The organism is Anaerolineales bacterium, assembly GCA_015075725.1.
In the GTDB taxonomy this organism is placed as follows: Bacteria; Chloroflexota; Anaerolineae; order Anaerolineales; family Villigracilaceae; genus Villigracilis.
Genome location: JABTTV010000001.1, coordinates 271,332 through 286,143 on the forward strand (window position 1 = coordinate 271,332; position 14,812 = coordinate 286,143).

General features: G+C 53.0%; 15 protein-coding genes. 8 read left to right on the forward strand and 7 right to left on the reverse strand.

What is annotated here, in order from left to right:
* Positions 1-162: 162 nt before the first annotated feature.
* The 3 genes from HS100_01240 (at position 163) to HS100_01250 (ending at position 3,512) form a co-directional block, all read left to right on the forward strand.
* Complete coding sequence (locus HS100_01240) at positions 163-1,788, forward strand: ABC-F family ATP-binding cassette domain-containing protein (protein MBE7432518.1); 1,626 nt, start codon at positions 163-165, stop codon at positions 1,786-1,788.
* Positions 1,789-1,862: 74 nt separating this feature from the next.
* Complete coding sequence (locus HS100_01245) at positions 1,863-2,306, forward strand: GNAT family N-acetyltransferase (GenBank protein MBE7432519.1); 444 nt, start codon at positions 1,863-1,865, stop codon at positions 2,304-2,306.
* Positions 2,307-2,375: 69 nt separating this feature from the next.
* Positions 2,376-3,512: a cystathionine gamma-synthase gene (locus tag HS100_01250; GenBank protein MBE7432520.1), complete on the forward strand. Its 1,137-nt coding sequence runs from the start codon at positions 2,376-2,378 to the stop codon at positions 3,510-3,512.
* A 42-nt stretch (positions 3,513-3,554) separates the two neighbouring features.
* Here HS100_01250 and HS100_01255 read toward each other — a convergent pair whose 3' ends face one another.
* Both HS100_01255 and HS100_01260 read right to left on the reverse strand, forming a co-directional pair.
* Positions 3,555-4,802, reverse strand: a complete 1,248-nt coding sequence (locus HS100_01255; GenBank protein ID MBE7432521.1) for a SpoIIE family protein phosphatase — start codon at positions 4,800-4,802, stop codon at positions 3,555-3,557.
* The gene (locus HS100_01260) at positions 4,799-5,452 is read right to left on the reverse strand and encodes a deoxynucleoside kinase (protein MBE7432522.1); all 654 of its coding nucleotides are present in this window, start codon (positions 5,450-5,452) and stop codon (positions 4,799-4,801) included. The genes HS100_01255 and HS100_01260 overlap by 4 nt, the downstream gene beginning before the upstream one ends.
* A gap of 54 nt (positions 5,453-5,506) precedes the next feature.
* Here HS100_01260 and HS100_01265 point away from each other — a divergent pair, with 54 nt between their 5' ends.
* The 3 genes from HS100_01265 to HS100_01275 are packed head-to-tail and all read left to right on the forward strand — an operon-like array spanning position 5,507 to position 7,742.
* On the forward strand, positions 5,507-6,133 hold the full coding sequence (locus HS100_01265; GenBank protein MBE7432523.1) for a hypothetical protein: 627 nt from the start codon (positions 5,507-5,509) through the stop codon (positions 6,131-6,133).
* 37 nt (positions 6,134-6,170) lie between these two features.
* Complete coding sequence (locus HS100_01270; protein ID MBE7432524.1) at positions 6,171-7,289, forward strand: chromate transporter; 1,119 nt, start codon at positions 6,171-6,173, stop codon at positions 7,287-7,289.
* A gap of 45 nt (positions 7,290-7,334) precedes the next feature.
* Positions 7,335-7,742 (forward strand): acyl-CoA thioesterase, encoded by a 408-nt coding sequence (locus HS100_01275; protein ID MBE7432525.1) that lies wholly within the window; start codon positions 7,335-7,337, stop codon positions 7,740-7,742.
* Positions 7,743-7,750: 8 nt separating this feature from the next.
* On the opposite strand, the gene HS100_01280 is transcribed toward HS100_01275, so the two are convergent.
* Positions 7,751-8,920 carry a glycosyltransferase family 4 protein gene (locus tag HS100_01280; GenBank protein ID MBE7432526.1) on the reverse strand — a complete coding sequence of 390 codons (1,170 nt, stop codon included), beginning with the start codon at positions 8,918-8,920 and terminating at the stop codon, positions 7,751-7,753.
* A 105-nt stretch (positions 8,921-9,025) separates the two neighbouring features.
* On the opposite strand from HS100_01280, the gene HS100_01285 reads away from it, so the two are divergent.
* Together HS100_01285 and HS100_01290 are read left to right on the forward strand one after the other, a co-directional pair.
* Positions 9,026-9,976, forward strand: a complete 951-nt coding sequence (locus HS100_01285; GenBank protein ID MBE7432527.1) for a hypothetical protein — start codon at positions 9,026-9,028, stop codon at positions 9,974-9,976.
* Positions 9,977-11,527: a PQQ-like beta-propeller repeat protein gene (locus HS100_01290; protein ID MBE7432528.1), complete on the forward strand. Its 1,551-nt coding sequence runs from the start codon at positions 9,977-9,979 to the stop codon at positions 11,525-11,527.
* Between the two features lie 74 nt (positions 11,528-11,601).
* Here HS100_01290 and HS100_01295 read toward each other — a convergent pair whose 3' ends face one another.
* The 4 genes from HS100_01295 to HS100_01310 all read right to left on the reverse strand — a co-directional run bounded on the left by HS100_01295 (position 11,602) and on the right by HS100_01310 (position 14,596).
* On the reverse strand, positions 11,602-13,131 hold the full coding sequence (locus HS100_01295) for an SUMF1/EgtB/PvdO family nonheme iron enzyme (GenBank protein ID MBE7432529.1): 1,530 nt from the start codon (positions 13,129-13,131) through the stop codon (positions 11,602-11,604).
* Between the two features lie 36 nt (positions 13,132-13,167).
* Complete coding sequence (locus HS100_01300; GenBank protein MBE7432530.1) at positions 13,168-13,503, reverse strand: DUF5615 family PIN-like protein; 336 nt, start codon at positions 13,501-13,503, stop codon at positions 13,168-13,170.
* Positions 13,503-13,829 carry a DUF433 domain-containing protein gene (locus tag HS100_01305; protein ID MBE7432531.1) on the reverse strand — a complete coding sequence of 109 codons (327 nt, stop codon included), beginning with the start codon at positions 13,827-13,829 and terminating at the stop codon, positions 13,503-13,505. The genes HS100_01300 and HS100_01305 overlap by 1 nt, the downstream gene beginning before the upstream one ends.
* A 146-nt stretch (positions 13,830-13,975) precedes the next feature.
* A complete protein-coding gene (locus tag HS100_01310; GenBank protein MBE7432532.1) occupies positions 13,976-14,596 on the reverse strand; it encodes a CAP domain-containing protein in 621 nt (206 codons plus the stop codon).
* Between the last annotated feature and the right edge of the window lie 216 nt (positions 14,597-14,812).

Consider the following 14,812-nt stretch of genomic DNA (forward strand, 5'->3'; position numbering starts at 1 on the left):
AGCTGCTTTGAAAGTGAAACATGTGATAAAATCCTGCTCGAAAAGGATACCCGGCGAATGACAGACAGCAGGTAGTTAAACAAATCTTTCAGGGCACTCTCCATTGGCGTTTCAAACTGCCGAGGCATGCCCTCGGTTTTCTTTTTAACTACAGGTGTCAACATGCTTAGTATCCATAACCTCGATAAAAATTTCGGCATCCAGCCCATACTCAAAAACATCAACTTCAATATCAGCGCAGGCGAGCGCATCGGTCTGATCGGCGCGAACGGTTCCGGCAAGACCACCCTCATGCGCATCCTCGCCGGTCTCGAACATCCAGATTCCGGGGATGTCGCTTCGACGCGCCCGAATCTACGCCTCGGCTACCTCGCCCAAGGGATGGAATTCGACCCGCAGCAGACGCTTCACTCCGCGCTCGGGCTTGACTCAGATTCACAAACCGACACAGCGCTGGCAGTGGAGTCGCTTGCTCTGGCGTTATCTCAAAATCCACACGACTCCGACCTCCAAAACAAATACACCGTTGCGCTTGAAAAACTTTCCACTCCCCACTTTCCGCCGGAATCCATCCTCACCCCGCTCGGACTCGCGCATCTCTCCGCCGACACCCCTATCGCCCACCTCTCCGGCGGACAGAAGACCCGACTCATGCTCGCCAAAGTTTTGTTGGACGATCCGCACCTGCTGTTGCTGGACGAACCCACCAATCATCTCGACATCGAAATGCTCGAATGGCTGGAAGGCTGGCTGAACGGATTCAAAGGTGCGGCGCTGATCGTCTCGCATGATCGGACATTTCTCGATAACACGGTAACTTCCATCTTTGAGCTGGATTCGACATCACACACCATCAAAACTTACGATGGCAATTACAGCGATTATCTTGAACAGAAATTGCTCGAATACGACAAGCAGGTACAAGCCTACCAAGACCAGCAGGATGAACTTGCTCAACTGCGTCGTGCTGCGAAACACATCCGCAGTTTGACGGTGATGAAAGTTGGCGGCAAAGCGGATAGCGGCGATAAATTCGCAAAAGGCTTCTTCGGTAATCGCGCCACAAAAAATGTGGCAGGCAAAGCAAAGAACATCGAAGCGCGCATCGACCACATTCTCACCGAAGAAAAACTCGAAAAGCCGCGCGGTTCATGGAAACTCAAGCTGGATTTCGGCACACCTAAACATCAATCGAAAGATGTGTTGGTGACCGATTCTCTTTCAATTGGCTACACGCCAGAAAATCCCTTGCTGACTGGCATCAACCTGTTCATCCGTGCCGGTCGACGCATTGTGTTGACGGGTCCCAACGGCGCGGGCAAAACAACGTTCATCCGCACCATCGTCGGCAAACTTCCCCCGCTGGCAGGTTCTTTCCGCTTGGGCGGCGCGACCAAACTCGGCTACATGGCACAGGAACAGGAATTGATCAACCCGGCAATCAACGCCGTGCAGACCATTCAAAGTGTTTCCGCCATTAACGAAACCGAGACACGCAACTTCCTGCATTACTTTCTGTTCAAAGGCGATGCCGCGCTGCGCCCGGCTGGAGAACTCTCTTTCGGTGAACGCGCCCGCCTGCAACTGGCATTGCTCGTCGCGCAGGGATGTACTTTCCTGATTCTGGATGAACCCATCAATCATCTTGACATCCCTTCGCGCGAACGGTTCGAAGAAGCGCTGGAGAATTTCAACGGCACGATCCTTGCCGTGGTACATGACCGCAGCTTTATCGAGCGCTTCGCCACCGATGTCTGGCAGGCAAAGGATGGGAAGATTAATAAATAGTGCGCTCTGGCTTGCTCTCGCTGCCGTCCCCGGCAGCGGGGCAATGCCATAAAATTATCATCGGAGACTTAATAATGATCACATATCGACCTTACGAAGACAAAGATTGGCAGGCCATTTGCAGAATCCACGACCGGGCACGACCCGACGAGCTTAAAGGTTCCTGCGACCCGCGTGGCTTCATTCCAATTGAGCAGGATAAAGAAGTGGAAGATTTGAAACGCAGTAAAAAATTCGTCGCCTGTGACGACGAGACCGTGGTCGGTTTTGTCGGCGTGGACGAGGACTATCTCGCCTGGCTTTATGTCGACCCTTCGCATTACGGCAAAGGCATCGGGCGTGAACTACTGCGCATCGGAGTCCGCGAGATCGGCGAAGGCGTATGGACCATCGTCCTCGATGGAAATAAAGCCGCCATTAAACTCTATGAAAGCGAAGGCTTTCGCGAGTTCTCTCGTTTCAACGGCCAGAATAACGGCTACCCGGTCACTTGCATCAAGATGAAAAAAGCGCAATAAGTTTATAATCGGGGAAAATTTTATGTCATTGCGAGGCGATCTCGCAATGGTTTCGCCCAAGGAGCATGAATGAAATTTGAAACCCTCGCCATCCACGCAGGACAGGAGCCGGACCCGAACAACGGCGCGGTGATGACGCCCGTCTATCTCACATCCACGTACAAGCAGGATGGGATCGGCAAGCCGCGGCAGAGATATGAGTATTCGAGAACACTGAACCCAACGCGTAAAGCGTTGCAGGATTGCTTAGCCGAATTGGAAAGTGGAAAGTGGGGACTGGCATTCGCATCCGGCATGGCGGCGACGGATACAGTTCTGCGCTTGCTTTCTCAAGGCGATCATGTTGTGGCGGGCAATGACGTGTACGGCGGGACGTTCCGCCTCTTTGACAAAATCCTGCGCCGCTTCGGGCTGGACTTTACCTTTGCCGACACCACTGACCCGGAAAACCTCGCCGAAGCCTTGACCCCGCAAACCCGTATCGTCTGGCTGGAGACACCGACAAATCCCTTACTGGCAGTCTCGGATATCCGCGCCGTTGCTGAAGTGGCAAAGAATCATCCAAACAGACCTTTATTGGTCGTGGATAACACCTTCGCTACACCATACTTGCAGCGTCCACTCGAACTCGGCGCGGATCTGGTCGTCCACTCGATGACAAAATATCTCGGCGGTCACTCGGATGTGGTCGGCGGCGCGATCATTGGCAAAGACAAGGAACTTGGGGAAAAACTCGCCTATCTGCAAAACGCAATCGGCGGCGTGCTGGGACCGATGGACTCGTTCCTCGTGCTGCGCGGAATCAAAACATTACCCGTCCGCATGGATCGTCACGCCGAGAATGCTGAAAAAATTGTCGCATTTTTGGAGAAGCAGAAAAATGTCAAACGGCTGATCCACCCGTTTCACGAGAGTCACCCCCAGGTCAAAGTGGCGAAGCGGCAGATGAAGAATGGCGGAGGGATGATATCGTTCATCATGAAAGATGGGCGCGATGCGGCAGTCAAAGTCGCCGAGTCCACAAAATTATTTACATTGGCAGAATCGTTGGGTGGAGTTGAGTCGCTGATCGAAGTCCCCGCGGCGATGACGCATCTCTCCACTCAGGGATCGTCTCTCGAAGTGGACGAGGGTCTCGTGCGGCTTTCAGTGGGATTGGAAAACGCGGACGATCTGATCGCAGACCTTGAGCAGGCGTTGATGTAAACAATGTCGTTGCTTCGGGTGGATCACCCTCGCAACGACATTTCATTTCGCTTTCACTGCCACCAGTGTGACGTCGTCGTCCTGCTTTGCGCCGTCCTGGTAGGTTTGCAGGGTTTCGAGCAAAGTATTGCATGCCTGCTGCGCGCCGAGTTTTGAAGATTCAACGAGCAGTTTCTTTATCCGCTCCAGCCCGAACGGCTCGCCTTTTGGGTCGCGGCAATCGGTCATGCCGTCGGTATATAACAATAGCATATCGCCGGAAACAAGTTTTACGGTCTTCTCGTCCAGTGTCACCGGCTCCCACAAACCGATCGCCATGCCGGGATCGTGTGGAAGACGCTCCACGCTGCCATCGGCATGGACGATGAGCGGCGGTTCATGCCCCGCGCGCGCGTAAGAAAAATCGCGCGTCTTCAGGTCGAGTATGCCGTATAAGACCGTTACGAATTGGGTCGATTTTTGCAGGCGCGTGATGTGGGTGTTGACGAGGGTCATTACTTCGGCGGGGGTCATGCCGATATCCGCCTCTGCCATGATGAGCGCATGAGCGCGAGCCATGAACAATGCCGACGGTACGCCCTTATCGGCCACATCGCCGATGAGAACGCCGATGCGGTGGTCCTTGAGCTCGAACACATCGTAAAAATCGCCACCCACCTGTCGTGCCGGGAGGATGCGCGCACCGAACCCGAATTCATCGGCATCGGGCAGGACGTCGGGGAGAATGCTCAACTGGATGTCCGCCGCCACTTGCAGTTCACGTTCGAGGCGTTCTTTTTCGATCAACTGCGCCTGTGCCGCCTTCAATTCATCGTAGGCTTTTTGAAGCATCTGGTTCTTGGTCACCACATCGTTGAAAGCCGCTTCATTGGACGACTCGAGCCGCTCGCTCATGATGCCGACCATGGAATAAGCCAGATGGGGCCAGCGTTTGATGCAATCGTTGAACTTGTCGCGGGTCATCATCCACAATTGACTGTCCTCGGTCGTACGCACGGACGCGGTGCGCCTGCCCTGTTTGAGGATGAGACTCATTTCGCCCACATATTCCCCGGGACCGCAGAAGCGTAAATGCATTTCATCGCTTGTGCCGCCCGCAAGCACCACTTCGATCTTCCCGCTTTTGACGACGTAAAGACTGTTGCCCGGTTCGCCTTCATGAAACAGGTATTTCCCCGCTTCGAGGGCTTCGACGGGCAATTCGTTGATCAAACCGAACAGATCCTCTTTTGAGAGGTCTTGAAAAAGCGGGATCCGCAGAAAGAGGGAGGTATCCGATGGAACGGTCATGGCTTCGAATCTCCGCGCAGGTCCATCACTTCCCTGCCAGCCAGTTTGTCCTGGATGCGTTGAGCCACAAGGTCGAGGTGACTCGGGTAATTGACGTAATCGAGATCGTCGGTGTGGATGGCAAGCACGGGACAAAGGTCGAAGGAACTGAGCCATTCCTCGTAAAAGGAATCCAGCAGGGAAAGATACTCGGTCGTGATACCCGTCTCCATGTTGCGGGCGCGGCGGCGGATGCGTTCCATCAACACAGTCACCGGCGCTTTGAGATAGATCAACAGGTCGGGGCGCGGCAACCCGTTCACCACCAGGTCGAACAATTTTCGATAAGCGAGATAATCGCGCTCGTTCAGATTTCCCAATTGATATAACGCGCGCGCAAAGATGTGCGCATCCTCGTAAATGCTTCGATCCAGGATCGCCGAACGCGCATCACGCGCCGCAACGAGGTATTGATCGGCGCGATGCCCCAGGAAGAATATCTGCAAATGGAACGACCATGAGCGCATGTCCCCGTAAAAATCGGAAAGGTAGGGGTTATCTGCGACCGATTCGTATCCGGTCCACCACCCGAGACGCGCGCCGATGCGTTCCGTCAGCGTGGTCTTGCCCGCGCCGATATTCCCAGCCACCAACACAAGATGCTTCGCCATGGTTCGGCAATTCTAACACGCGAAAGCGTTGCGGGTATAATTCCAAAACATAACATGAAATACAAACCCATCTTCATCGGTCTTGCGCTGATGCTGGGAGTCTTCCTCTTTTCGTGCGCAGACAATCGGGCCGATCAAACCACCGCAGTGGACACGGATGCCATCCGTACGGAAGCGGTCGCGACCTACGCCTCCTCCCTGACCGGGACTCTGCCAGCTGTTCCATTCACGCCTTTCCCTACGCGGACGGCTTCCCCATCCGCGACTGAAACCGCTCTCTCGACGACCCCGGAACCTTCGCCCACTTCGAATCCCTGTTTCAATTTGCTGTACATCTCGGATGTGACCATCCCTGATGGAACGCGCTTGAAGCCCGGCGAAACATTCACCAAGACCTGGCTCGTGCAAAACATCGGCGGGTGCGCGTGGAGACCAGGGTTCACCTTCCGCCACGTCGGCGGGGATCCGATGCGCGGGAACACCGTCACGCTCACAGAAGCGATTCCCACAGGCGCGAAACGCGAGATTTCGATTGAACTGGTCGTGCCGGGCGGAATCAACGGTGTGATCGAAAGCGCCTGGCAGATGGCGGACGAGAACGGAATCTTTTTCGGCGATACGCTTTTCGTCCAAATCCTCGTCGGAGATATCACGACTCCCGCAGTGACGAACACGCCTTAATATTCGAAACAGGTGACACCTCCGTTCTCCCTGCGATATGTCCAACCTGATCGAAGTCGCTCAACTTTTTCTAAAACTTGGTTTCACTGCCTTTGGCGGACCCGCCGCGCACATCGGAATCATGCACGATGAAGTTGTCAAACGCCGTAAGTGGCTCACCGACGAAGAATTCCTAGACCTGCTCGGCGCGACCAACCTCATCCCCGGACCAAACTCCACCGAAATGACGATTCACATCGGCTACCTCCGCGCAGGCTGGATGGGGTTGATTGCAGGCGGTTTGTGCTTTATCCTGCCTGCCACATTCATCGTGCTTGGTTTATCCTGGCTTTACGTCCAATACGGAACCACGCCCGAAGCCGAATGGTTGATGTACGGCATCAAGCCCGTCGTCATTGCCATCATCGCCCAAGCCTTGTGGACACTTGGGAGCAAAGCCTTCAAAAGCAATTGGCTTGCCCTTATCGGATTAACTGTTTTCACGCTGTATTTTTTTGGCTTCAACGAAATTGCCCTTCTCTTTGCAGGCGGTTTTGCCTTTCTAATTTTTGCAAATATCCAACGACTGCGAAAAGTTCAACCCGCATTTCTTCTCCCGCTCGGCGGCGCGGCGTTGATGCAATCCATCCCGTTTAACCTTTCCACCCTGTTTCTCACGTTTCTAAAGATCGGCTCCGTCCTCTACGGCAGCGGCTATGTCCTGCTCGCCTTCCTGCGCAACGATTTCGTCCTGCGCCTCGGCTGGCTCACCGACCAGCAGCTCATCGACGCGGTCGCCATCGGGCAGGTTACGCCGGGTCCGCTATTTACGGCGGCGACCTTCATCGGCTACATCCTCGGCGGCACAAGCGGCGCATTGCTCGCCACCCTCGGAATCTTTTTACCTTCGTTCCTCTTTGTGGCGATATCCAACCCGCTGATTCCCAAAATCCGGAACTCGACCTGGGCTGGCAGTCTGCTCGACGGAGTCAACGCCTCATCTCTCGGACTGATGGCGGCAGTGACCGTCCAGTTATCTTTCTCCTCGCTGACAGATTTTCCGACCGCCCTCATCGCCGTCGTTTCATTGATCCTGCTCTTGCGTTTCAAAATCAATTCCACCTGGCTGATCTCAGGCGGCGCATTAGCCGGATTTATTATTTCATTCATCAGGTGACTGTCACTATAGAAGTGACGGTCACCTTTATTTTATAATTTACCCATGACCATCTCACCCAACTACTCTAAAACCATCACCGTCCCAATGGACGCCATTGACGAAAACGGACACGTCAACAACGTGGTTTATGTGCAGTGGATGCAGGACATCGCTGTCGAGCATTACGCTTCGATCGGCGGCATCGAAGCGCAAGGATTGGACTCGACATGGGTCGTCCGTCAGCATAGCATCGAATATCTCCTGCCCGCTTTCGCTGGCGAAGAGATCGAGATCCGCACCTGGGTGGAGAATATCCGCAAGGTGAGGTCGTTGCGAAAATACGAATTTTTAAGAAAAAGCGATGGAAAGGTTTTGGTCAAAGGCGAAACCGATTGGGTGTTCGTGGATGTTAAGACGGGCAGTCCGAAGGCGATTCCGGGAGAGGTGGAAGCTGTATTTGGTAATACGTAATTGGAGAATCAATCTCCAATTCGCAATCTCTCGTAGACCTTCAACAACTTCTTCTGCGACTCATGCCAGGTGAATTTTTCCCGCACATGCGCCGCCGCGGAATCCGCCAGCCGCTGCGATAATTCCATATCCCTTAATAACAGATTTGCCTGACGCGCCAGATCTTCCGGGTCATTCGGGGAAAACAGCAAACCGTCCACATCGTCACGGACGAGTTCACGGACAATGGGCATGTTCGATGCAAGCAAGGGACGCCCCGCCGCCATGTATTCAAGGACTTTGATCGGGCAGGCGCCCTGGGTCACATTGCGGTCGTTCAAACCGAGCGGGGCGAGGCAAATATCCGCTTTGGCGATCAACTCAGGGATTTCGTGATGCGGCACGGCGGGTTGGACGATGACATGATCCTCCAAGCCAAGCTTGCGGATTTGCTTGGCAAGCATTTTTCTCTGGCGCGATCGTCCGCGTCCGACGATGTGTAATTTCACCGGTCGACTTTCGATGATTTTCGGCAGTGCCTTGATGACGATGTCCAAACCCTGCCAATCGGCGAGGGTGCCAATGTAAAGTAGGACAGGCTCGCGTCCTTCACGGCTGGGCAGCGGTGTGATGGAAAAGTCCGAGGGACTGACTCCGTTTGGGATGACGGTCACCCGCTTCCGGTCCAGGCCGAACGAGGCGATGTATTCGCGGGTCACGTTCGACGGGCAAATGATCGCATCCGCTAGGTGAAGCGTTGCAATTTCCTGTTCTTTTATTTTGGCGAGCAATTCCGAATCCATGCCGGGGTAATGATATTTGAGTTCGATGGAAGGAAGGCCGTTGACTTCAAAAAGAGTTTTGTATCCGATCTTTCTTTTGTTCTGAGCGATTTGAAAACCGTCCCAGATGTTGCGGAAGTGGACGATTTCATAGCCGGGATGGATCGCCAGATGCGCTGCGACAGATTTACCGAAATGCACTGCGCGAGCGAGAAAATTATCCGACAGATCCTGCGGGATGCGCGTGACGCGCGCGCCTTCGATAGTATCTTCGGGGGGGAGCAGACCGTCGTTGGGCGTGATAAGATGGACGCTGTGCCCGCCATTGACCAACCCGCGCAAATTGTGGAGAATATGGGTACTTGCCCCCTTGGGGCTTGGCACGATGTCGAAGGCAGTGTAGAGGATGTTGGGCATTTTGATCTTTACCGCGAAGCCCGCTAAGGGCGCAAAGAAAAACTTTATCTTGGCATTCTTCGCGTGTTTGGCGGTTCTAAAAGAGATTATAACTCGGAGGCATGGATGGAAGGATTTATTTGCGGCAGCGTCATTGCAGGCTTCGTCGTCCTGGTGTTCTTCTTTTACCTGCTCAACACAGCGCGTAAAAAAGGGAATGTCGATAAAAATCAGTTCGGCAAAAAGGAATTCGCGCCGGTCTATGTTTCCATCGCAGACAGGCCCGACTCCATCATCCGCGGCATGAACAAATTCGTCGCCGAGGCGCAAAAGACCGAATCAGCGGGGGACAAATGGCGCTGGATTCCCATGCTGATCTTTTTTGCGGGCATCGGGCTGGCGCTCATCGACGTCTTCATCCTCCTGATCGGGTATTCATCCTCTTTCGTGTTCATCGCGGGCGGAGTCCTGCTCTGGATCGCCGCCTTCATCATGGCGCGCAACCTGCGCCGAAGCGACCTTATGGATTTTTCACCCCGCTACAACGGTACAAGGGAAATCCTGCACACGCTTCGCGACGACCTCAAGCCCGGTTCCACCTTCCTCGGCCATCTCGACCTGACGGGTGCCATGCTCCAAACCAAAGTGGCGCGCGAAACACAGGACGCCCAAAAACGTACCACCCAACTTTTCAACGACCCCTGGCTTTCGCTCAAGGCAAAACTTTACGACGGCAACGTCCTGCGCGTGACCGCGGTTCAAAAGACCAAGAAACGCAAATCCTATTGGAAGCGCAGCCGCATCAGCGGCAAGAACAAACTCAAGCCCGAAAAGTTCAAAGGTTCCCAACAGGAATTGAAAGTGCGCATCGTGGTCAACCCCGAGGCGTACAAGATCAAGCCCAATAACCAATTCTCGCAGGGCAGGGACGTCGGCAAATACAAGATCGAACAACTGAATACCGAGGGCGGCATGATCAACATCCTCGCCGTTTCCCCCTTCGAGGAAGTGGAGCACGATCACATCCTCGGCTTCCTGAAATCTGCATATTCACTTTTGGAAAGAAAGGCTGCATAAATGAGTCGGAAAATCATTCCCTTTATCGTTGCGTTCGTTCTGATCTGTCTGGTCATGGTCGTCGCGGGCGTGTTCTCGTTCAGCGGGCTCGCCGCGGCGGAAAAATTCAACAACGCAGTGGCATGGTCGCAACCGTATTCCACCGCCGAAAGCATGAAGGTCATCGACCTGACCGGCGACGGACAGGATGAACTCTTCATCCAAAATCAAAGCAACATATCCGTCTTCAACGGCGATGGAAGCCCCCTCTGGTCATTCAATTATTCGCTTGCCAAAACGACCCTCGGCGATTACAACGGCGACGGCACGGAAGACATCATCGTCTTTCATGCGAGCGGCGTGGATGTCATCACCAATGGACAGGCAACCCCGCTGGCAAGCGGACTCAGCATTGGAACCCCTTCGCGCGTGGCACTTATTCGCTTCTCTACCGGACCTCAAATCGTGCTCGGCGATAACTCTGGAAGAGTCCTCGCCCTCGGCTTGGACGGAACCCAACTCTGGCAATCAAGCGTCGGCTCGACGGAGATCCGCGGCATGGATGATGCAAGAATCGGCGGACAAATTCACGTCGCCATTGCATCGAACGATGGGATGGTGAAGATATTTGCGTCAGATGGAAGCACGGTCTGGACGGTGAACCAGGAACAACTGAGAAGGATGCGGGCGTTCGATCTCAATGCGGACGGGAACAGTGAAGTCATCACCGGCGGCGAATACGGCGCGTTCAGAATTTACAACGCCGAAAATGGGCAGGTCATCTTCGAGAAATCGCTTGGGCAGGCGGTGAGCGAAGTCCGCGAAGTGGAATTGAACGGCGAGCCGTCGTCGCGCGAGATCGTCGCGGGCGGAAAGGACGGCGGCGTGTGGGCGTTCTCGTTCAACGGCGCAACGGCAAATCAAATGTGGAGCGGGTCTTTATCCGACAAAGTGACCGAGATCGCGGGCTTGGACATCAACGAAGACGGCAAGCAGGAAGCGGTCATTGGTGATGACGCGGGCAAGGTGGCGATCTTCACCGAGAACGGCACGCGCAATAATCTGCCGGACCATTCGTCGGGAATCACGCGCATCGACATCGGCAAACTTGGCAATGAACGCTACGTAGTCGTCGCGGATTACAACGATGTGCAGACCAATAAAGTGACGTTCAGTTCGATCCCCGGTTTTCAATACACGCCATTGGTCGTGGGCCTGATCGTTTCGGCTGTGATCCTGATCATCGCCGCTATTCTTGCATCCATCCCGCCCAAACCGGAGATGAAGTTGTCGCTTCAAGACAAGAGCCGCGAAAGCCTCGAAGCCGAGCGGCGCATGTTGAAGGAACACATCGCAGACGTGGAGCGCCTGCGTAAAGCCGGTGAAATGTCCAACGAAGCCTATCTTTCGCGCCTCAAACGCCTGCGCGGCGATCTCGCCGAGAACGAAACCGCCTTCAAGACCGCGGGCTTCCCCATCAAAACTGAAACATTCGCCTGTCCCAACTGCGGCGGGACGCTCGAACTCGGAATGGATAAATGCGAGTATTGCGGGCAGGTGATTCTTTCGTGATAAGTGAATAGTGAAGAGTGAATAGTTGATAGTGAATAGGGGAACTCCCGTCCATGTGGGCGGGAGTTTTGGTTTTATGGGACTGCGTCCATTGCGCACCGAAAACCAAGATTGTAATTAGCGGATGTTGGGTCTCCCCTACTACGATTAGCAGACCGAACATCACTTTCAGGATATGTCCATGCTCCGCCACGTAACACCCGAGGACCAATTGTAGTCAAGTTTTCACGTCCATCGTCCTCAATATAAGGATATGGATAATACAAACTGCTTACCCACTCCATAACATTACCTGCCAAATCATATGCACCATAAGGACTGACACCATTTACTAACCGCCCAACTTGTATCGTATCGCCGTAACAATTTCTGGCGAAGTAAGTTTTTGCATCTATATAAGTGTAGTTGACTCGATTACAATCACGCCCTTCTCCCCATGGATAAGTTCTTTGACTCTCTCCGCGAGCAGCCTTTTCCCATTCAGCTTCAATAGGTAACCGTGTATCACGCCATTCACAATAATTTTTTGCCATATTCCAGTCTACATAAATCACCGGATAATTATCATATTTAGGGTTTTCGTAATAATCAATACGAGAATACGAAGAAAATTGTTTCGGGGGATTACACCCTCCTAAATCAACACATTTTCTATAAGCAGCATTAGTAACTTCGGTTTGATCTATAAAATATGCATCTAGAAAAATAGAATGAATTGGTGATGCATCACTATAGTCAGTGCTACCCATCGTAAATTCCCCAGCCGGGACATATACCATCACCATACCATCCTTTTCGGAAATCATAGTAGAGCCAATTCCTAATGTTGGTGTTGGGCTGGGAGATGGGGCATTGGTCAAGGTTGACGTGAACGGGATTAATGTTTTCGTAGGAGACTTTGGCGTTTCAATAATATTCTCTAATGTGGGTAAAGGTGTCACTTCCGGCTTTTTATTGAAAAGCGAATTCAAGCCAAGTCCGCCCAATATTATGAGCAGCAAAATAATTCCCGCAATTCCATACCGACGATAATCAGGCTGTGACCGATTTTTCCGAATGGATGATGGATTGAGAGATGAAGGGTCGAGGATTTTGGTGTAAGGTTTCCTTTGGGTAAATCGTTTCTCAGGGGCTTCCACCTTTGGTTCCACCTGAGTTTGCGCCTCTTCCATTTTCAGCTTTTGGTCGTAACGCAGTTTCAATGCCTGCAACAAATCCGAATATGAGTTTTTCTTTTCCTTCCCGAAATAATCCACCCAATGAAACGACCGCAACTTGCGAGGCATCGCGCAGTCATCCAGCCGCAGCGGAATCAGAAAAATCGTATCTTCCGGCTTTTCCAATGCAAGATCGTACGCATAACGAATTTCCCTTTGAACAAACCCCTCTTTTGATACAGATTGACTCGAAAGGCAAACGATGACGACATCCGAGTCGTCCACCGCCTTCTCGATCACCAATTCCCAATCCTGTCCCGGCAGGATTTTTGCCTTGTCCAGCCAGGGGTCGATCCAGTTTTCCGCTTTGAGTCGCTGGTACAATTCCCTGACGATGGGCTTGTCCTGCGAGGCATGGCAGAGAAAAACGCGGAGTAGACGGGTCATAAATAAAAATGAAGGCTTGTTCTGAGTCTAAAGAGATTACTCACGATTGATGCGAATCAGAACTCCTGTCATATTTCCAGTTTCGGTAACCGCTTTATGGACTTGTTCGGCTTGTTGGATCAAATCAGAGTTTTGCGTGCAAACAACGATCCCTGCATGTTGGCTTGACTTGTTGTGCAAACCAATAAAATCCCGGCGGTTGAGGGTCAATAAGATTCGCCCCAGCCCGGCAGCAAAAGCCAAGACCTCTTCATCGGGAACACGCTGATTGGCTTTCCCCGCCTCATGGGACGTCAACACATCATGTCCCATTTCACGCAAATATAAAGCGACTTTGATTGGGAAATTTTCGTTGGTGTAAAAAGAAGCCATTATGCCCCCTGGTTCGTGTTAATCGCCTCATCCATTTCTTCGACATGAGCGTCAGCATAAGCCCATGCATTGACCAAATCCGCCGCGCGCAAAGAAGGAAAGTTTTCAAGGATTGTGACTTCCGCCCAGCCGAGGCGGCGATAATTCTCCAAAGTCCACACAGGGATGCGGGTGCGGACAATACAAGCTACACCGCCAGCAACCCCTTCCGTTTTCTCGATACCTGCCCAGGTGTTCCCGACCTCCAGCGCGAGACGCTGCAACAACTCCGCTTTTTCAGCACGGCTTAAACGGGAAACATGGGGTTCGATACTTTGAATATCCATTTTCACCTTCCGTACAAATTATAAACCCTCCTACCGAAAAATCAGCAGGAGGGTTCTTTCTTCTTTCTTCTTCTTTTACCTTCAATCGGTGGTCTCGATACGTGGCGCGTGATCGTCGCCCATTACTCGACCAGCCGAACTTTCCATTACCGATCTGCCAGCACCATCGTCCAGTAGTGATAGTACGATTTAACCGTATCGGCGGAGTTGTACACGTACCCGATCCCCATTTCGGTGAAACTGCCGTTGAGGATGTTCGCGCGATGACCCGGGCTGTTCATCCAACCGTTCATGACCGTCGCCGCGGTGCTGTATCCCGCCGCCACATTTTCGCCCCAGGTCAACCAGTAATAGCCGGTGGCGTCGATGCGCGCGCCGGGGTCGGACCCGTCCGAGCCGGTATGCGAGAGGAAGAACTTACAACCCATGTCGAAGGTATGTCTCTGAGCGGCCTGGTTCAATTGCGTATTGAGAGTCACCGCCGCCAAACCGTTCGCAGCGCGTTCCTGATTCACCAGTGCGAGCACTTCGTTTGCGAGTTGGGCGGCATTGGCATCGCTCGCGGCGCATCCCGCCGGGGCGGCAACCTGAGCCGGGCTTTCAGCTCCCGCCGCTCCTTCGAGGGAAACAGCGCCTTCACCCGAAGTCACGGCAGGGACCAGGTAACCCGAGCCATCCTCTTCGACGGACGGATTGTCCGATCCGCAAGCCTGAAGGGCAAATAAAGCGACGATCGACAGCAGTAATAAATATCGTTTCATGATCATTCTCCTTGGTTGTGTATTTATAAATTTGATGTTACCAACTTAGTCGCCAAAATGCTTATGGACGGGTTGCCCCGCTTCATCCGCCCTCGAGTTTGATTCAGACCATCGAGGGTGGACAACGGTTTGAGTTTATCCCGAATCCGCCGAAAAATTAAACCCTCCCGCCAGGTATCCGGCGAAAGGGTTTAATTTTAACTCGTGGTTTCGGTACGCCTT